This window comes from Marinobacter panjinensis (assembly GCF_005298175.1).
Lineage (GTDB): Bacteria > Pseudomonadota > Gammaproteobacteria > Pseudomonadales > Oleiphilaceae > Marinobacter > Marinobacter panjinensis.
In genome coordinates this window covers 1,912,074-1,930,103 of sequence record NZ_SZYH01000001.1, presented here as the reverse complement: position 1 = coordinate 1,930,103, position 18,030 = coordinate 1,912,074, and the positions used below count along the sequence as shown (strand labels likewise).

Sequence of the window (18,030 nt, the reverse complement as noted above, 5' to 3'; positions counted from 1 at the left end):
TTGGTGGTTCCGGGACTTATCAGCGGTGGCCTGGGCCGTGGGTGCCGGGAACATGGTTGCGGCGATCTTCCGATGCCGGAGCGTCTATGTCCGAACTAAGCCCGCCGAGGATGCCGCACTCACTGACGGTACGGCCTTCCGAGCAGGCTCGCTGGAGTTGTTCAAGTGTGTCCTCGAGGCGCGCCAGCTCCTGCAGACGCTCGCGTACGTGGCTGAGGTGGCGGGCCAGAAGGGCATCGACCTCGCTGCAGTCTGCATCCGGCTGGTCGGCCAGGCGGATCAGTTCGCGGATTTCATCCTGAGCCATATCCAGGTTTCGGCAGCGTTTGATGAAAAGCAGCCGGTCAAGGTGACTCTGCCGGTAGTGTCGGTAGCCGCTGGCCTGCCGCTCGGGCTCCGGCACCAGTCCGATTTTCTCGTAGTAGCGGATGGTTTCCACCGGAATGCCTGTCGTTTTTGAGATTTCACCGATTTTCATGGCCGACTTCCTCTGGGCATTGACACAGTCACCCTGAGCCCTCCCCGTGTTCCGATACTGAATGACAGATTACCACCATAACGATCTGTGATTTCCCTGGCGATGGCCAGTCCGAGCCCGTGCCCGGGCGTCTGTTCGTCCAGTCTTACGCCGCGGGTGCCCAGTGTTGGAAGCGCATTGGCACTGACCCCTGGCCCGTCGTCCTCCACTTTGATGATCAGCTGTTCTGCGGACTCATTCAGAGACAGCTCTGCACTTTTCCTGGCCCATTTTCCCGCATTATCCACAAGGTTGCCCAGAATCTCGTTCAGGTCATGTTCTTCGATCGGCCAGCGGGTTTCCGGGCCCAGATCGGTTTCCAGTTCGAAGTTCTTCTCCGGATACAGTCTGCCCAGCATCCACAGCAGATCCCGGGCCTGGCTGATGGGTTTCGCGGCTTTGCCTGCCTGGGGGCCGGCGAACCGGCTGCGGCGCATTTCGCTTTCCAACTGGCGGTCGATGTCGGAAAGTCGCTGGGCGAGCTGTTGTCGCATTTCCGGGTCCAGGGCGCGGGTGTCATCTTCAAGCACCTGCCGAATGGCAGAGACCGGTGTTTTTACGCTGTGAGAGAGATTGGCCAGTGCATCCCGGGACCGGGAAAGCCTCTGGTCCAGGGTGTCCAGGAGCTGGTTCAGCTGGCTGATCAAAGGCTGGAACTCTGCAGGGGCGTCCACATCCAGTCGATTAATGGCGCCGGTTTGCAGGGACGTCAGGCCCTGCTGAATACGGTTCACGGAACTCAGGGAGAGCCGGATGGCCAGCCAGATTGCCAGTATGAGCAGTACCAGCAGGATGGCGGACACCACGGCCGTCCACAGGTGCAACTCCTGCTGGCTTTGCTGCAGGTGGCCCAGGTCCTCAGCCACAACGATCACCACGGTTTCCCCGTTGAGGGTCAGAGCCTTGCGGTAGGCCAGAAAATCGGCGATGGAATCTTCGGGCCGGGGATCGGTTCTGTGGACAAAACCGGTTTCTGCCTCGCTCAGCAGGGGTTCGAGAACCCGTGACCATTGGGCCGGGGAACTGTGTACCTGGCTCCCGATAAGAAGGGCAAAAGCGTGGTGAAAGACTTCCTCAAAGTAATCACCTTCGGCAATGTTGCGGATCTCATCCGGGCCAGACTGGCGCAACTGGTGTTCAAGGAAGGCCACTTCGTCCTGCAGCCGGTCTTCAACGAATCCCCGAGCCATTCGCTCCAGCAACAGGCCATGGACAATCCAGGCCGCAACCATCAATGCAATGGCGGCCGGCAGCAGCAGGGTGAGCAGACTTCTGCGGATGGAACGACGGGGGTCAATCCAGTGCATTGAAAACATATCCCTGGCCCCGTCGGGTAGCGATGGCTTCTGCTCCGGTGATTTTCCGCAGCCGGCGCACATAGGCTTCAATGGTGTTGTCGCTGGGGCTGTCGTTGAGGTTGTAGAGCTGCTCCAGCAACTGCTCCTTGGAGAACAGTTGCCCCGGACGGCTCATCAGGCAACGCAGCAGGCGGAATTCGGTGCCCGTCAGCGAGTGCTCCTGGCCATCCGGTGTATGCAGGCATTGGCGGTGTTCATCCAGCTCGAAGCCACCGGCGGTCAGCTTTGCCTCAACCCGGCCTTCACTGCGGCGAATCAGGGCATTCAGCCGTGCCAGCAGTTCCTCGGTCTGGAAGGGTTTGGCCAGGTAATCGTCTGCCCCGGCCTTGAGGCCATTCACCTTGTCCTGCCAGTCGCCGCGGGCGGTCAGGATCAGCACCGGCATCGCCAGTTTGTCGGCCCGCCAGCTTTTAAGGACCTCCAGGCCGTTTCCATCAGGTAGCCCCAGGTCCAGTACCACAGCTCGGTAGTCTTCCTGTTTGCCAAGATGTTCCGCCTGTTTTGCGGTGCCAGCTTCATCGACGGTAAAGCCCGCGGCGGACAACTGCCGGTTAAGGCTTTCTGCAATAAGTGTGTCGTCTTCCACCAGAAGCAATCGCATGAAGTTTCCTGCAGTTCGGAGTTCACTGAAGTGTAAGGCTGTTTGCTGAATGTAACCTGAAAAAGTGTTAACGGGAAAATTCAGCAAGAATTCAGGTTACTGGGGCAGAGTATGGATCAAATTCCAACAGCCAGATCAGTTCCAGGAGAAATCGATGAATAAGATCCTCAAGAATGCACTGTTGCCTGCCATGGTATTGGCGATCTCCTCAGGTGCCTACGCCGCTGGTGAACACGGCGGGCATCATGGGGGGGGCTCCGTGGGTGAGCCTGGAAAGGCGGAAAATGTCTCCCGCACCATTGATGTGACGATGATGGATAACTACTACGAGCCCGAGTCCATCTCCGTGAAGCCAGGCGAAACCATTCGCTTCCGCGTGAAAAACGAAGGAGCCCTGGTGCACGAGTTCAACATCGGTACCGCGGATATGCACGACGCTCACCAGAAAGAAATGCAGATGATGGTGGAGCATGGCGTTATACAGGGCGGCAAGCTCAATCGCGACATGATGGAAATGGACATGGGCAATGGTCACTCCATGAAGCACGACGACCCCAATAGCGTCCTGCTGGAGCCGGGTGAAAGCCAGGAGCTGGTCTGGAAGTTTACCGACCAAGGCAATATCGAATTTGCCTGCAACGTACCGGGGCATTACCAGGCCGGGATGTATGGCGAAGTCAATTTGAAGTAACTCTGGCTAATGAACTCCCTTTACTAATTTCGGTTACGTAATAAGAAATGAATGACCGGGCCGGCCATAGTCGCTGCAGCCCGGTCTTAAAGTGTTGCAGTCTGGAGCAAAATAGATGAAAAAACGCCTTTTGACTGGGCTTTTGACCCTCTTGATGCCGGCGCTGGCTCTTGCCGGCGAATACGACCTGACGGTCGACCGGGTCAAAATTGATACCGGTGATTTCGTGAAAGAGGGTATCGGATACAACGGGAAATCCCCGGGGCCGGTGATGCGCTTCAAGGAAGGCGAAAACGTCAGGATCAACGTGACCAACAACCTGGATGAGATGACATCCATTCATTGGCACGGCCTGATTCTCCCGTTTGAGCAGGATGGCGTGCCCGGCATCAGCTTCCCCGGCATCAAACCGGGTGAGACCTTTACCTATGAATTTCCGATTGTCCAGGCTGGTACCTACTGGTTCCACAGCCATTCCGGCTTTCAGGAACCCGACGGCGCTTTTGGTGCCATCGTCATCGAGCCAGAGGGGCGGGAACCTTTCCGGTACGATCGCGAATACGTGGTTCAGCTGACGGACAAACACCCTCATTCCGGTGATCGCATCATGCGGAACCTGAAAATGATGCCCGATTACTACAACCGTCAGCAGCAAACGGTGGGTGAGTTTTTCTCGGACGCTTCAAAAAACGGTCTGATGAATACCATTCAGGACCGGATGGCCTGGGGCGACATGCGCATGATGAAGGCTGATGTCGAGGACGTTCAGGGCTTTACCGGCATGATTAACGGCATGGGGCCGGAACAGAACTGGACCGGTTTGTTCGAGCCGGGAGAGCGCATCCGGCTGCGGTTCATCAATTCATCGGCCATGACCTATTTCGATGTCCGGATTCCGGGGCTGGGCATGACCGTTGTCCAGGCCGACGGTAATAACGTCCAGCCAGTCAACGTGGACGAGTTCCGGATCGGCGTCGCGGAAACCTATGACGTGATCGTGCGCCCGAGAGACGCGCAGGCTTACACCATCTTCGCCGAGTCTATGGGGCGTTCCGGCTATGCCAGGGCAACACTGGCGCCGGAAGAGGGCATGGCGGCATCGGTGCCTCCAATGCGTGATGCGCCCAGGCTGACCATGGCCGACATGAGCGGAATGCCTGGAATGGACCACGGCGACATGGACCATGGCGATATGACAGCCCAGGGTGATATGGACCACTCCAACATGTCCGATATGGACCACAGTGCCATGATGGAAGGCGGCAGTGACCCATTTTACGCCAAGGGAAGTGGCATAGCCCCGGCCGCGGCGAACGGTGGCAAGTTCCTTTCCTACGCGGACCTGAAGGCCCAGAAGCCTTTGTATGAAGAGCGGGAGCCGACCCGTGAAATCGAACTGCGCCTGACAGGCAACATGGAGCGTTACACCTGGAGCATCAACGGCGTGAAATACGAAGATGCAGATCCGATCCGTCTGAAGTACGGTGAGCGCGTCCGTTTCAAATTCGTCAACGAAACCATGATGACGCACCCCATGCACCTCCATGGCATGTGGTCGATTCTGGATGTGGGTGCCGGTGAGTGGAATCCCATCAAACACACCGTCAGTGTTCAGCCCGGCACGACGGTGTATATGGAAACCGAAGTCGATGCGCCGGGACAGTGGGCTTTCCATTGCCACCTGTCCTACCACGCGGCAGCCGGCATGTTTCGTAAGGTAATCGTTGAAGGCAGTCCTGATACGACTCAGGCAAAGGCAGACGTTGCGACAGAAGAAGGAGGTGATGCATGAGTCGTATCCGAACTTTTATGGCCGTCAGCCTGTTGAGCCCGATACTGCTTCCGGGTGCTGCAGCGGCTCAGGAAATGATTGCCGACACGTCTGCACGGAAGCAGGCTCTGACCTCCTGGGGTGTGCAGTTTGAGGAGCTTGAATACCGTTACAGTGATGACGATGAGGAACTGGGCGTCTGGAATGCGGACTTCTTCTACGGCACCGACGATCTGAAAGTCCGATGGCTGACCAAAGGAGAGTACGCCATTGAGGAGCAGGCCTACGAGGGGCTGGAAAACCAGTTGGTCGGGCAGATTCCCATTTCCGACTTCTTTGACGCCAAGGCGGGTGTCCGATTCGACACACCCGAGGGGCCAGACCGTACCTACGCTGTTCTGGGCGTTGCCGGGCTTGCACCACAATGGTTCGAGATTGATGCCAACCTTTATGTGAGCGACGAGGGCGACACCTCCGCGGAACTGGATGCCGAATACGAGTTGCTGCTGACCAACTACTGGATACTCTCAGCCACGCTGGATGCCACCGTGGCGTTCAGTGAGGACCGGGAAATTGGCGTTGGCAAGGGACTGGTGTCCACCGAAACCGGCCTCAGGCTGAGCTATGACCTGGTCGATCGGGCATTGTCACCCTATGTCGGCGTGGTGCATGAGCGTAAATACGGTGATACAGCTGACTATGCCGAAAGCGAGGGCGGAAGTACGAAAGACTGGTTTGCCGTGATCGGCGCTCGAATCGTTTTCTGATCGCGGTTTTAACGGGCCAAGGGGCATCCCTGGGCCCTTTTTTATCTATCATTTGATATAGGTCATAGCCACCGAAGGCCGCCCTCTATTTTCAGTCGCAATTCAGGTTGGGGTGTTGTGATGGAGGGGAAGTAACCAGGCTACGAGGTGCAATCCTATGACCAAAGCACACAAAAGAGCCCGCCGATGAAGCGTAAATAGAAGCGAGAATTACAGGAGGTTGAATGAGCAGGGAGCAGGACAGAACCACTCGCTACCAGGAAGGCAGTCTCACTCTGCCTGGAACGGTTATGCTGGGTACCGGCGTGATGATTGGCGCCGGAATCTTTGCGCTGACCGGGCAGATGGCGCAGATGACCGGCGCCCTTTTCCCGCTGGCCTTTCTGGCCGCCGCCGTGATTGTCAGCTTCAGCGCTTACTCCTACATCAAGATCTCCAATGCCTGGCCCTCCGCCGGTGGCATCGGCATGTACCTGCACAAGGCCTATGGAAACCGGCTGCCAACGGCATTCAATGCCTTGCTGATGTACTTCTCCATGGTAATCGCCCAGAGCTTTCTCGCCCGCACCTTTGGCTCTTACACCATGCAGCTTTTCGGCGGCGACGAAAGCGGCCGGATGGTGCCCATTCTCGGGGTGTCGCTGATTCTGGCGGCTTTTCTGATCAATCTGCTGGGCAACCGGATGATCCAGGGTGTGGCCTCCTTTATCGGGACCCTGAAAATCGGCGGCATACTGATTTTCGGGGTGGTGGGGGTCTGGATCGCCGACAGCCTTTCTGTTGACTTCTCGAGCCCTGGAGAAGCCGGAACAATGGGCAATTTCCTGGGCGCAACCGCGCTTGGAATTCTGGCCTTCAAGGGCTTCACCACCATTACCAACAGCGGCTCCGAAGTAATAGATCCCAAGCGGAACGTAGGGCGGGCGATCATAATTTCCATCGCGGCCTGCGTGGTGATCTATACGTTGGTTGGTTTTGCCGTCGCCAGCAACCTGTCCCTGGCTGAAATTATCGAGACACAGGATTACTCCCTTGCTGCTGCCGCCCGCCCGGCACTTGGGGAATACGCCGTGTGGTTCACTGTTGTCATTGCCATGATGGCGACTGCCGGAGGCATTCTGGCCAGCATCTTCGCAGTTTCGCGCATGCTGGCGATGCTGACGGAAATGAAACTGGTCCCCCACCGGCACTTCGGCATGCCTGGCAGCATTCAGAAGCATACGTTGGTCTACACTGTGGTTCTGGGGCTGATTCTGACCGCATTCTTTGACCTCTCCCGCATCGCGGCGCTGGGCATTGTGTTTTACCTGATTATGGACATTGCCATTCACTGGGGCGTGCTCCGCTACTTGCGCAAAGATGTGCGGGCTAAAGCGTGGGTGCCAGCTATGGCAATTCTGCTGGATTTACTCGTCCTTGGCGGCTTTGTCTGGGTCAAGCTGAACACCGATCCGTTTGTCATCGGCGTAGCGGCCGTAGCGATGATTGTTATCGCGGTCGCAGAGCAGATTTTTCTGAAAAAATTCCAGGAAGCAGGGCCCTCAGGACATGACGAATCTCATGCTCATGATCACCATTAACCAGCATCCGACTTGGAGGGCAGCACCATGATGGGAGATAACATGTTTGGTAACACCATGTGGGCAGGGCACTGGCTGTGGATGCTGGTGATTGCCATTGTCGTCGTCATCCCGGCCTGGCGTATCTGCCAGCGCACGGGATACCCGGGTTGGCTGGGCATCATGATACTCATCCCGATCGTCAACCTCATTCTGCTCTATTTCATCGCGTTTTCAGATTGGCCGGCAGATAAAACGGGAGACCACAATGGCTGAGCACCGACATGCCCAACACCACGATCATCATCACCCAGATGAATCTGGCGAGCACACCGTCAAGGACCCTGTCTGCGGCATGTCTGTGGATCCGCACTCTGCGGAATATCGAAGCCAGCATGGTGGTAAAACCTGGTACTTCTGTTCGTCACGCTGCCAGTCCCGGTTCGATGAGAATCCCGAACAGTACCTGGGTGAAGACCAGAAGCAGCAAGAGCCGGTAGCACCGGGCACCATGTATACATGCCCCATGCATCCTGAAATCCGACAGCAGGGACCGGGAGACTGTCCCATCTGCGGTATGGCTCTGGAGCCTGAGCAGGTGAGCCTGGATGACGGACCCTCCGCAGAGCTTACGGACATGACCCGCCGATTCTGGATCGGAGTGGTTCTGACCTTGCCGGTACTGGTGCTCGAAATGGGTGGGCACCTGACCGGGCTCGATCACATCGTCGCTCCGCAGATGTCCAACTGGATTCAATTGGTGCTGGCAACACCGGTTGTCCTCTGGTGTGGCTGGCCGTTCTTTGTTCGGGGCTGGAAGTCCGTGGTCAGTCGTAACCTGAACATGTTTACTCTGATTTCCATTGGTACCGGCGTGGCGTTGATCTATAGCCTGGTGGCGACCCTTGCACCTCAGGTTTTCCCGGCGGCTTTCCGGCAGGACGATGGCTCGGTGGCGGTGTATTTCGAGGCCGCAGCAGTCATCGTGGTGCTGGTGTTATTGGGACAGGTGTTGGAATTGCGAGCCCGCGAGAAAACCTCGGGCGCCATCAAGGCCCTGTTGGATTTGGCTCCCGCCACGGCCAGGAAGCTGGACGAGCAGGGCGGCGAGTCCGACGTGTCGCTGGACCAGGTCAAGGTTGGCGATCGCCTGCGGGTTCGCCCCGGGGATAAGGTGCCGCTGGACGGCGAGGTACTTGAAGGCAACTCCAATGTGGATGAATCCATGGTGACCGGTGAGCCCATGGCGGTCAGTAAAAAATCTGGCGATCAGGTAATCGGTGGCAGTATTAACCAACAGGGCAGCTTTATCATGCGGGCCGACAAGGTTGGCCGGGATACGATGCTGTCCCAGATTGTGCAGATGGTGGCCAGTGCCCAGCGAAGTCGCGCCCCTATTCAGGGCCTGGCAGACAAGGTGGCGGGTTATTTTGTGCCGGCCGTGATCGTGATTGCCATTATCGCCTTTATTGCCTGGTCATTCTTCGGGCCAACACCGCCTATGGCATTCGGCCTGATCGCCGCTGTGAGCGTGCTGATCATCGCCTGTCCCTGTGCCCTGGGTCTGGCAACGCCCATGTCCATCATGGTTGGTGTCGGTCGGGGCGCCCAAAGCGGTGTCCTGATCCGCGATGCGGAAGCTCTGGAGCGGATGGAGAAGGTGGATACGGTAGTGGTGGACAAAACCGGCACACTGACCGAAGGCAAGCCCCAGGTCACGAAGCTTGTTCCGGCCGAGGGGTTCAGTGAGGAGGAGCTGATGCGGTTTGCCGGCGGCCTGGAGAAGGGGAGTGAACACCCGTTGGCCCACGCCATTCTCGACAAAGCCAAAGCGATGGACTTGCAACTGCCGGACGCTGAAGGCTTCGATTCTCCGAACGGCAAAGGTGTGACGGGCAAGATTGAGGGGCAGCAGGTACTGATTGGTAATCGTTTGCTGATGGAAGCCGAAGGCGTCGATACTTCGAGCTTTGAATCTGAGGCAGATCAGCTCCGAAAGGATGGGGCCACCGTTATTTTTGCCGCCGTCGACGGCAAAGTGGCCGGCCTGATGGCCATCGCGGACCCGGTGAAGGAAACCACCGAAGCTGCCATTTCAGCCCTGCAGAAAGAGGGTATCCGGGTAGTGATGCTGACCGGCGATAACCGCACGTCGGCTGAGGCGGTTGCCCGAAAACTGCATATTGACGAAGTAGAGGCAGAAGTCCTGCCGGAGGACAAGGGCAAGATCGTTCAGCGCCTGAAGGATGAGGGCCGTATTGTGGTGATGGCTGGCGATGGCGTCAACGATGCGCCCGCCCTGGCGACCGCCGATGTGGGTGTTGCTATGGGCACCGGTACCGATGTGGCTATCGAAAGCGCTGGCATTACCCTGCTGAGAGGTGATCTGATGGGGATTGTGGAAGCGCGTCGGTTGTCCCTCGGGACCATGCGCAATATCCGCCAGAACCTGTTTTTTGCCTTTATCTACAACTCTGCGGGTGTGCCCATTGCTGCGGGTGTTCTGTACCCGTTTTTCGGCATACTGCTGTCCCCGATCTTTGCGGCAGCGGCCATGTCGCTGTCCTCGGTCAGTGTGATAGTGAACGCGCTGCGTTTGCGAGTGATCAAACTGGAACCGAAACAATAAACTTCTGAATCATTGGAGGTAGCTATGTCATACACGATCAATCGAATTATCAAGAATGTGGATTTTGAGGACGTGGACAAGAGGGCGCGTCAGGCACTTGCCGATCACGGTTTCGGAGTGCTGACGGAGATTGACGTCAAGGCCACCATGAAGAAAAAACTGGAAAAGGATATGCCGGCATATCTCATCCTTGGAGCCTGTAACCCTGCGATGGCCTGGGAAGCAATTGGTCTTGAGCCTCGTGTGGGCGCCATGCTGCCTTGCAACGTCATTCTTCGAGAGGTGTCGGAGGGGGTAGAGGTCAGCGCAATAGACCCCGTGGTTTCCATGACCGCCATTGATAATGACGAGCTCAAGCAGGTTGCCGGGAAAGTCAGGGATATGCTTTCTGAGGTGGTCCAGGCGATCTGATTGACTCAGGGCAGATGCCGAGGCACCACAGGCGCAGAGCCAAAAAGGGAGAGAATCCGCTCTGCTGACAGGGAGGAAGGATGAGGCTCAAAGGGTATCCGGGCGATGGCCTGCTCCTGGGTGTATTTCTACTGCCCGTCATCGTAGCCACCCCGGGCCTGCCCTGGGGCGGTCAGGGCTGGCTGTATTCTGTTGCGGAAATGGTCGGGGTTCTGGCTCTATCCGCGTTTCTGGTGGCAGGCATGTTGTCCGCCCGTATTCCCGGTATGGATCCGTGGTTCGGTGGGCTGGTGCGGGTCTGGACCATACACCGCTGGCTGGGGTTTTCAGCCTTTATGCTGGTGATGGCCCATGTGCTGTTGTTGGCGTTCGCCACCTTATCCTTCTCAATTGGCCGTAGTATAGAGACCCTTTTCCCGCCCCTCAGCCATTGGGAAGTGTGGGCCGGCTGGGCAGCCTTTGTCACCATGCTGATTTTTATTGCGCCTACCCTCGGTTTTTTTGGCCCCCTGCATTATCAGCACTGGAAGCGGTTGCACCTGCTGTCCGTGCCAACGCTGGCTCTGGCGTTGGTCCATACCCTGATGCTGTCATCCATGGCCTGGGTGTGGTGGCTGTTGTCGGCGCTGGCCTTGGCGGCCGTTGCCTGGCGTAAGGTGTTATCGCCCTGGCTGGCCAGGAAGCCCTATGTGGTTGAAGGGGTCGATAGCCTTGCCCGCGATGTGGTGGAACTGCGTTTGCGCCCCCGAGGCAAAGGGATTCGCTGGCAGGCCGGCCAGTTTGTGTACCTGACGCCGATGGACCGCTCGCTGGCGGCCGGGTATCGGGAAGAGCACCCTTACACCATTTCCTCTGCCGCGGGGGATGATGAACTGCGGATTGGCGTCAAAGCAGTAGGGGATGCGACGGGCGCATTGGTGCATATAAAGCCTGGTGCTGAAGTTCGCATTGAGGGTCCCTACGGGACGTTTTTTGAGACGACGCGTTTGGGAAGGCCGGGTTCCGGGGCACCGGAGCCGCAGCGAAAGCAACTCTGGCTGGCAGGCGGCATAGGCATCACACCGTTTGTGTCTGGCGCCAGGGACAAGATGACCTGTGCGGCCGCAGGTCGCGACGTCTGTCTGTTCTACCTGGCCAACCGGCCCGAGCGGGCTTACTACCTGGATGAACTGGTCCGGATCGCCGAAGCCTGTGACACCTTTACAGTCCACGCCCACTACATGAACGAGAACGGTGTCATCACCCGGGATTACCTGGCACGACACTGCCCTGATTTCGCCGAGCGAGAGGTCTACCTGTGTGGGCCGCCCGGCATGATTACCCACCTGCGAACCCTGCTCAGGCACGAGGGTGTGCCTGCCCATCGCATTCACACGGAGGCTTTTGATTTCCTATGAACAGTAACCGAATTGCGTATACCGGATTTGTTGCCTTTGTCAGTGTGGTGCTGACCCTGGTGATTGTGAACATGGTGCAGAGCAGCACGGAATCACAAGCTGCTGGTGACGGAGTTAATGCCGATAGTGATACCAATGGTGATGGCGAGACAGTTTATCGCCTTGACCAGGTGGCAGAACACAATAGCGCCAGCAGTTGCTGGAAAGTCATTGAGGGCGTTGTGTACGACCTTACCGAGTATTTGCCCAATCACCCCACAGAGGAAGAAACCTTCACCCGCTGGTGTGGCAAGGAAGCGACCTCCGCCTGGCAGGACAAGGGCAATGGTCGTCCCCACAGCCCCCGTGCCGCTGCGCGCCTCGAGTCTTACCGGATTGGTGTCATAGAGGGCAGTGAATCTGTGTCGGCTTCGGTTGAGCCGGAGTCGCCTTTCACCAGTGCACCCGCGGATACCGTTGATAGTCGTTCGGAGCAGATGATGCTGGCCCTTGCGCCTGGCACCTATCTGGATGGCACCTACCGGGGCAACTTTATTGATCGTGGTCAGATTCAGGTCAGCCTGCAATTCCGGCTGGAGAATGGGCATATCAAGGCCATGTCTTACCGGCATCTGGTCTATGGCGACGAAAACTATCTGACGATGGAGGAGGGTGCTGAGCTCTACCCGGTCCTGCGTCAGTATCAGCAAATCAGCGAGCACCTGGAGGAAGCGCCGTTGACTGCAATCTTCCAGCTGTATCAGCCCGGAAACGTGGTAGATGATATTGATGGATATTCCGGTGCTACTTTGCGGGGATCGAAGGTGCTGAGCGCCATTCGGGATGGACTGAACCGGGGCGTGTATGCCTGGTAGATCGGCTAAACTTACAGCTGAAAAATGGGTGCAAATCCGCCTCCGGGTGTCCGAAAATTAGTGACCTGGTGCCTATCCTGATTGATACCGGCAAAGGTTCCGGACTCATGATTCAGGTCAATCCCTGTTGATGTTTAGGCAATGGGAAGTGATTTTTCAGCTCCAGTTCAGTTTCATGGTCTTTACTGAACATGGTGCAGTTCAATGTAGATGTTAAGGAGGATCTCATGAACAAATTCAGTCGATTAATCGCGTGTTCCGTACTCGTGGCAGCGCCCGCGCTAGTATTTGCCCAGGGAAATTCCCAGCAAATGCCCCATGGGGGCATGATGAACCAGGAACAGATGCAACAAATGCATGAAAATATGTCGCAGATGCAGTCCATGATGCAGCAAATGCCTAATGCAGACTCTCAGCAAGAGCGCCAGCGGCTGATGCAACAGCACATGGAAGCCATGCAGGAACACATGGGCATGATGCGCGGCGGCATGATGGGCCAGGGCATGATGGGCCAGGGCATGATGAATAATCAGGGCCAGGGCATGATGAATAACCAGGGCCAGGGCATGATGAATAACCAGGGCCAGGGCATGATGAACAACCAGGGCCAGGGCATGATGAACAACCAGGGTCAGGGCATGATGAATAATCAGGGCCAGGGTCAAGGCAAGAAGCAGTCTGGCAATGGCCAGGGCAACCGCGCTGGTGGTGCCGGTATGGATAACGAGCAGCGTCTGAAGATGATGGAGAATCGCATGAACCAGATGCAGCTCATGATGGAACAGATGTTGGAGCATCAACGCCAACTGAACCGGAATTGATCTCTGTCCCGCAACCGGTTGGCGCGTATGTGGTAGCGTAAGGCCTTTCGTAACTCTTTTCTGAAGAAACGGAGGCTGATGTGCTGGAACGGCTGCAGCGCCGGCTTGGGCTCCAGACTATACCTGGGGTGTTTTTCACCTCTGCTGGGGTGGCTACTTTGTTTGTCGCCCTGGCGGTCCCGTTTGATCAGCTCGTAGCCGACAGTTTCGGGCTACTTACTGGCTGGGTGGCCCGTAATCTGGGCTGGTTCTATATCCTCGCCGTTACTTCGTTACTGGTGTTCCTGCTTGGACTGGCTGTGAGCCGCTACGGCAATATCCGCCTGGGAGCCGACGATAGCCGCCCCGACTATTCCAACCTGACCTGGTTCACGATGCTCTTTGCCGCCGGCATCGGCACCATACTTATGTTCTGGGGCGTAGCAGAGCCTGTCTCCCATTTCGCCAATCCGCCCTTTGAGGGTGTGCAGCCGGGTTCGGAAAGGGCTGCCAGTGATGCCATGACCGTAGCGCTCTATCACTTCGGCCTGCATACCTGGACCATCTTTGCCATGCCGGGACTGGCGATCGGCTACTTTGCCTACCGGCACAACCTGCCCATGCGCATCAGCAGCCTGTTCTATCCGATTCTCGGCGAGCGGGCCTTCGGGCCCTGGGGTTGGGCGGTGGATGTGATTGCCGTACTCGGTACCCTGTTTGGCGTGGCAACGTCGCTGGGGCTGGGGACGCTGCAACTGAACAGTGGTCTCAACTATCTTTTTGATGTGCCATCTACTGGCCTGGTCCAGGTCATTCTGATTGCGACCATTTCCAGTATCGCCGCTACCTCGGTGGCTCTCGGCCTGGATAAGGGAGTGCGCCGGTTGTCGCAGCTCAACATTGTGCTGGCCATTGTTCTGCTCGTATTCGTGCTCGCCGTCGGGCCGACCGTGTTTATTGCCGAGGGAATGGTCCAGAGCGTGGGTGATTATTTTGATGCCTTGCCCTGGTTGGCCTTCTGGACCGAGACCTTCAAGGAAACGGACTGGCAGCGGCAATGGACCCTGTTCTACTGGGCCTGGACCATCTCCTGGGCACCCTATGTCGGGATTTTCATTGCCCGGATTTCGCGGGGGAGGACCATCCGTGAGTTCGTTGCCGGTGTTCTGTTTGCTCCCACAGCCTTCACGCTGGTGTGGTTCGGGATCTTCGGGTTATCCGCCATTCAGGTGGAAATGAACGGGCAGATCGCGCTGTCCGAACAGGTGCAGCAGGACCCCTCAGTGGCCATTTTTGCTTTCCTGGAAGCCTTTCCGCTTGCGGAAGCGGCATCGGCCCTGAGTGTCGTCATCATTGTGATTTTCTTTACCACGTCATCCGACTCCGCCTCCCTGGTTATCGATATGCTGACACGGCGGGACGATCAGCCGTCTCTGGTGCGCCAGCGGATCTTCTGGGCGGCAGCCCAGGGTGTCATCGCCGCCACTCTGCTGTTGGCAGGTGGGCTCGATGCCCTGCAGAACGTGATCACCTCCCTGGGCCTGCCCTTCTGTATTTTACTGATTTTCATGGCGGTGGCTCTGTTCCGGGCACTGCGGGCAGATTACCGGGGATACAGTATCAATGAACTGGTCCAGGGACGGGCTTTCCCGGAAGTAGTGGCCACTTCCGAAACGAAACAGGAGCACGAATATGTATCGGAAACTGTTAATCGCCATTGATCCGGACGACGACGGTGAGGGCAAACGTGCGCTTGCGGCTGCTATGGATCTTTTGGACGAGGACGGTGAGCTTCACCTTGCCAGTGTCTACAGCCCGGGCGGTGGCGGTTTTTTCCCGCATGTGACGGAAGAGGCGCCGGAAAAGAAAGAGGCCGAGGTCCGGGAGGTGCTGGACCTTCTTGTGCGAAAATATCTGCCCCTGAACCGCAGCGCAAGCCTGCACGTGGTGGCAGGTAACGCTGGCCAAAAACTGGTGGGCCTGGCGGGCCAGCTCTGTGCAGATCTGTTGATGCTGGTATCCCGTGGCAGCAGCGGACACTGGCCGATGCGCCGGGCGACTGTGGAGTATGTTTCGGTGAATGCCCCGTGTCCGGTACTCGTGCTGCCGTCTCTGGAAAAGTCCGGGCCCGAGGCGGGGGAAAAGCAAGCGATTGACTGATCGCCCAATAGGCTCTGGTCAGAGCATTATTCTGACCAGAGTTCTGCGTGACTTGCTTTGCCTCCTGCGCTCGTCATACTGGCTTTAAGGGTTCCTGGTTTTTCCGATTGGCCAGGAACTCGGGCCGCGGCTTGTTGCCGCAATACGGCTCTTCCAGCGTGTTGTGAACGCTGTTGTAGACGAAGAACAGATTGCTTCGTGGCCAGCACGACATATTCACGTTGGAGCCATGCAGGGTGTTGCACTCGAATATGATCAGCGAACCCGGGGGCCCTTTGGGCGCCTCAATTGAGTTCTCGTCCATCAGCCTGGTCAGGCTCGCGGCATCAGGAACACCCAGGCTCTGGGATTTGAGCGATTCCTTGTAGTTGTCCTCCGGCGTGCGGCCAACACAGGGAATGAAGTACTTCTGGGAACCCGGAATCAGCATCAGCGGGCCGTTGAACTCGTTGTTGTCGGTCATCACAATGGAGCAGCTCAGGCAGCGCATCCGTGGCATGCCGTCCTCGCTGTGCCAGGTTTCAAAGTCCGAGTGCCAGTTGAATCCCTTGCCCTTGAAGCCGGGCTTGTAATTGATCCGTGACTGATGGATGTAAACCTCGCTGTCCAGCAGCTGGTGAACGATGTCCAGCAGATGCGGGTCACGGGTCAGCCGGTCGAAGCGCTCCGATATCTCATGAATACCAAAGATGGAGCGAATCTCTTCCTTACCCGGTTCAAGAATGGTCCCTTCGGACAGCTTGAGGTCCTCATCTTCCTCATAATCCTTCAGTTCTTTGATGAAGGCGTCCATCTCGTCCTTGGAAAAGAAGGAATCAAAGAACAGAAATCCGTTCTCATCGAATTCGCGCACCTGCTCCCTGGATAACGGGCCGTCGGAGAGCCTTTCTTCTGGCGTATGTACCACCGGGTCCAGTCTTTCGAACATGCCCAGCTTTCGCTCAAGGCGAGTCGGAAAAAGGTCCTGTGAACGTGACATAAATGTCCTCCTTATCAGGTAACAAGTACTAGAGTTATGGTTGAAATGGTGGTTTTCAACTGTGGAACCTGGCGAGGGCCACCCTTGAAACACTGCAGAATGAGTCCACGGTCATAGTAAAGCACTGGGCTTACCGAACTATTTAATCAGCTTACGGAGGGATCCCGATGACACGAAGCACCTCGAAAACTGCAACCGGAAATTCAACCCCGCCAGGGCAATCCTCATCGCGCCGGGTTTATCTTGTCGATGGTGCACGCACCCCGTTCCTCAAGGCCAAGGGGCGTCCCGGTCCGTTCTCGCCAGTTGATCTCGCCGTTCAGTGTGGGCGCCCTCTATTATTGCGACAGCCAATACCGGCGGACGCCTATGACCAGGTCATTCTTGGCTGTGTCAACGTGGTGCCATCAGAAATGAACCCGGCAAGGATTGCTGCCCTGCGCCTGGGCATGGGGGAAGCCATGCCCGCGTTTACGGTGCAGATCAATTGCGGTTCCGGCATGCAGTCCATTGATACCGCCTACAAATACATTCGTGATGGCGACAGCGATCTGATTCTGGCGGGCGGCACCGATGCTCTCAGCCATGCCCCCATGGTTCTGCAGACAGAGGCCGTGGAATGGCTGGCGGGGCTGAATGCGGCCTCGTCTCCCCAGGAATATGCCCGCCAGATTGGCCAGTTCAGCCCGAAGGACTTCAAACCGGAAATCAGCCTGGCCAAGGGGCTCACCGACCCCATTGTCGGTTTGAGTATGGGCCAGACAGCAGAGGTTTTGGCTCAGCAGTTCAATATTACCCGGCAGGAAGCGGATGAGTATGCCGTATCAAGCCACCAGCGCCTTGCCCGGGCGCAGGAGGAAGGCTGGCTGGATGATGAGGTTGTGCCAGCCGTATCGCCGGAAGGAGAATTGTTCCGGCAGGATGATGGCGTGCGCGCCGACACATCCGCCGAAGCCCTTGCCAAGCTCAAGGCGGCCTTCGAGCCGCCGTTCGGACAGGTGACGCCCGGGAACAGTTCCCAGGTCACTGACGGAGCCTCCTGGATGATATTGGCATCCGAGGAGGCGGTGAAAAAATATGGGCTCAAGCCCAGGGCGGTTCTGGTCGACAGCGAATGGGCTGCCCTCGACCCCAAGATCATGGGCCTTGGCCCGGTGCTCAGTTCCACCGCCCTGCTGAAACGACACAACGCCGGCCTTAACGACATTGACCTGTGGGAAATCAACGAAGCGTTTGCAGCCCAGGTGCTGGCCTGCACCAGAGCCTGGGATGACCCGGAGTTCTGCAAGGTAGCCCTGGGGCTGGACAAGCCCATGGGCAAACTGGATCCCGAGCGCCTGAATATCGATGGCGGTGCTGTAGCCATGGGCCACCCGGTTGGCACCAGCGGTAACCGTATTGTCCTGCACCTGATGAACGCCTTGCACCGCAAGGGCCTCAAGCGGGGCATTGCCACCGAATGTATTGGTGGTGGTCAGTCCGGAGCCATGCTGATTGAGGCCGTTTAATGCCGGCCATGGCAACGCCCGACACAGC

The 18,030-nt window shown here is 57.4% G+C and carries 17 protein-coding genes; 13 read left to right on the top strand and 4 right to left on the bottom strand.

Translation table 11 applies throughout. The features are described from left to right. Positions 1-19: 19 nt before the first annotated feature. The 3 genes from cadR to FDP08_RS08865 are packed head-to-tail and all read right to left on the bottom strand — an operon-like array spanning position 20 to position 2,476. On the bottom strand, positions 20-478 hold the full coding sequence (gene cadR / locus FDP08_RS08875; RefSeq protein WP_137435608.1) for a Cd(II)/Pb(II)-responsive transcriptional regulator: 459 nt from the start codon (positions 476-478) through the stop codon (positions 20-22). Beyond that, complete coding sequence (locus FDP08_RS08870) at positions 475-1,824, bottom strand: ATP-binding protein (protein ID WP_137435607.1); 1,350 nt, start codon at positions 1,822-1,824, stop codon at positions 475-477. The genes cadR and FDP08_RS08870 overlap by 4 nt, the downstream gene beginning before the upstream one ends. Continuing rightward, on the bottom strand, positions 1,811-2,476 hold the full coding sequence (locus FDP08_RS08865) for a response regulator transcription factor (protein WP_137435606.1): 666 nt from the start codon (positions 2,474-2,476) through the stop codon (positions 1,811-1,813). The genes FDP08_RS08870 and FDP08_RS08865 overlap by 14 nt, the downstream gene beginning before the upstream one ends. 154 nt (positions 2,477-2,630) lie before the next feature. Here FDP08_RS08865 and FDP08_RS08860 point away from each other — a divergent pair, with 154 nt between their 5' ends. The 12 genes from FDP08_RS08860 (at position 2,631) to FDP08_RS08805 (ending at position 15,515) form a co-directional block, all read left to right on the top strand. Further along, positions 2,631-3,167 carry a cupredoxin domain-containing protein gene (locus tag FDP08_RS08860; RefSeq protein WP_137435605.1) on the top strand — a complete coding sequence of 179 codons (537 nt, stop codon included), beginning with the start codon at positions 2,631-2,633 and terminating at the stop codon, positions 3,165-3,167. A 115-nt stretch (positions 3,168-3,282) separates the two neighbouring features. After that, entirely contained in the window at positions 3,283-4,959 is a 1,677-nt protein-coding gene (locus tag FDP08_RS08855) for a copper resistance system multicopper oxidase (RefSeq protein ID WP_137435604.1), read from the top strand. Continuing rightward, the gene (locus FDP08_RS08850) at positions 4,956-5,705 is read left to right on the top strand and encodes a copper resistance protein B (protein ID WP_137435603.1); all 750 of its coding nucleotides are present in this window, start codon (positions 4,956-4,958) and stop codon (positions 5,703-5,705) included. The genes FDP08_RS08855 and FDP08_RS08850 overlap by 4 nt, the downstream gene beginning before the upstream one ends. A 224-nt stretch (positions 5,706-5,929) precedes the next feature. Further along, complete coding sequence (locus FDP08_RS08845; protein WP_137435602.1) at positions 5,930-7,285, top strand: APC family permease; 1,356 nt, start codon at positions 5,930-5,932, stop codon at positions 7,283-7,285. Positions 7,286-7,312: 27 nt separating this feature from the next. Then, a complete protein-coding gene (locus FDP08_RS08840) occupies positions 7,313-7,540 on the top strand; it encodes a DUF805 domain-containing protein (RefSeq protein ID WP_137435601.1) in 228 nt (75 codons plus the stop codon). Further along, positions 7,533-9,893 (top strand): heavy metal translocating P-type ATPase, encoded by a 2,361-nt coding sequence (locus tag FDP08_RS08835; protein WP_137435600.1) that lies wholly within the window; start codon positions 7,533-7,535, stop codon positions 9,891-9,893. Before FDP08_RS08840 ends, FDP08_RS08835 begins: the two co-directional genes overlap by 8 nt. A 24-nt stretch (positions 9,894-9,917) precedes the next feature. Further along, a complete protein-coding gene (locus FDP08_RS08830) occupies positions 9,918-10,304 on the top strand; it encodes a DUF302 domain-containing protein (protein ID WP_137435599.1) in 387 nt (128 codons plus the stop codon). Between the two features lie 80 nt (positions 10,305-10,384). Then, positions 10,385-11,701 (top strand): ferredoxin reductase family protein, encoded by a 1,317-nt coding sequence (locus FDP08_RS08825; RefSeq protein ID WP_137435598.1) that lies wholly within the window; start codon positions 10,385-10,387, stop codon positions 11,699-11,701. Beyond that, positions 11,698-12,555 (top strand): cytochrome b5 domain-containing protein, encoded by an 858-nt coding sequence (locus FDP08_RS08820; RefSeq protein ID WP_137435597.1) that lies wholly within the window; start codon positions 11,698-11,700, stop codon positions 12,553-12,555. Before FDP08_RS08825 ends, FDP08_RS08820 begins: the two co-directional genes overlap by 4 nt. A 227-nt stretch (positions 12,556-12,782) precedes the next feature. Further along, positions 12,783-13,376 carry a hypothetical protein gene (locus tag FDP08_RS08815; protein WP_228263264.1) on the top strand — a complete coding sequence of 198 codons (594 nt, stop codon included), beginning with the start codon at positions 12,783-12,785 and terminating at the stop codon, positions 13,374-13,376. A gap of 80 nt (positions 13,377-13,456) precedes the next feature. Continuing rightward, on the top strand, positions 13,457-15,076 hold the full coding sequence (locus tag FDP08_RS08810; RefSeq protein WP_137435595.1) for a BCCT family transporter: 1,620 nt from the start codon (positions 13,457-13,459) through the stop codon (positions 15,074-15,076). Continuing rightward, the gene (locus FDP08_RS08805; protein WP_137435594.1) at positions 15,048-15,515 is read left to right on the top strand and encodes a universal stress protein; all 468 of its coding nucleotides are present in this window, start codon (positions 15,048-15,050) and stop codon (positions 15,513-15,515) included. Before FDP08_RS08810 ends, FDP08_RS08805 begins: the two co-directional genes overlap by 29 nt. Positions 15,516-15,588: 73 nt before the next feature. Here FDP08_RS08805 and thpD read toward each other — a convergent pair whose 3' ends face one another. Continuing rightward, entirely contained in the window at positions 15,589-16,494 is a 906-nt protein-coding gene (gene thpD / locus FDP08_RS08800) for an ectoine hydroxylase (RefSeq protein WP_137435593.1), read from the bottom strand. Between the two features lie 167 nt (positions 16,495-16,661). Between thpD and FDP08_RS08795 the strand changes: the two genes are divergently transcribed. After that, positions 16,662-18,002, top strand: a complete 1,341-nt coding sequence (locus tag FDP08_RS08795) for an acetyl-CoA C-acetyltransferase (protein ID WP_137435592.1) — start codon at positions 16,662-16,664, stop codon at positions 18,000-18,002. Positions 18,003-18,030 lie beyond the last annotated feature (28 nt).

Bases quoted from the DNA above. Each gene is read 5' to 3' on its own strand.
- FDP08_RS08825 (WP_137435598.1), top strand. From the start codon at position 10,385: ATGAGGCTCAAAGGGTATCCGGGCGATGGCCTGCTCCTGGGTGTATTT.
- FDP08_RS08870 (WP_137435607.1), bottom strand. From the start codon at position 1,824: ATGCACTGGATTGACCCCCGTCGTTCCATCCGCAGAAGTCTGCTCACC.
- FDP08_RS08830 (WP_137435599.1), top strand. From the start codon at position 9,918: ATGTCATACACGATCAATCGAATTATCAAGAATGTGGATTTTGAGGAC.
- FDP08_RS08860 (WP_137435605.1), top strand. From the start codon at position 2,631: ATGAATAAGATCCTCAAGAATGCACTGTTGCCTGCCATGGTATTGGCG.
- FDP08_RS08805 (WP_137435594.1), top strand. From the start codon at position 15,048: ATGTATCGGAAACTGTTAATCGCCATTGATCCGGACGACGACGGTGAG.
- FDP08_RS08820 (WP_137435597.1), top strand. From the start codon at position 11,698: ATGAACAGTAACCGAATTGCGTATACCGGATTTGTTGCCTTTGTCAGT.
- FDP08_RS08855 (WP_137435604.1), top strand. From the start codon at position 3,283: ATGAAAAAACGCCTTTTGACTGGGCTTTTGACCCTCTTGATGCCGGCG.
- FDP08_RS08835 (WP_137435600.1), top strand. From the start codon at position 7,533: ATGGCTGAGCACCGACATGCCCAACACCACGATCATCATCACCCAGAT.
- cadR (WP_137435608.1), bottom strand. From the start codon at position 478: ATGAAAATCGGTGAAATCTCAAAAACGACAGGCATTCCGGTGGAAACC.
- thpD (WP_137435593.1), bottom strand. From the start codon at position 16,494: ATGTCACGTTCACAGGACCTTTTTCCGACTCGCCTTGAGCGAAAGCTG.
- FDP08_RS08850 (WP_137435603.1), top strand. From the start codon at position 4,956: ATGAGTCGTATCCGAACTTTTATGGCCGTCAGCCTGTTGAGCCCGATA.
- FDP08_RS08845 (WP_137435602.1), top strand. From the start codon at position 5,930: ATGAGCAGGGAGCAGGACAGAACCACTCGCTACCAGGAAGGCAGTCTC.
- FDP08_RS08865 (WP_137435606.1), bottom strand. From the start codon at position 2,476: ATGCGATTGCTTCTGGTGGAAGACGACACACTTATTGCAGAAAGCCTT.
- FDP08_RS08795 (WP_137435592.1), top strand. From the start codon at position 16,662: ATGACACGAAGCACCTCGAAAACTGCAACCGGAAATTCAACCCCGCCA.
- FDP08_RS08815 (WP_228263264.1), top strand. From the start codon at position 12,783: ATGAACAAATTCAGTCGATTAATCGCGTGTTCCGTACTCGTGGCAGCG.
- FDP08_RS08840 (WP_137435601.1), top strand. From the start codon at position 7,313: ATGATGGGAGATAACATGTTTGGTAACACCATGTGGGCAGGGCACTGG.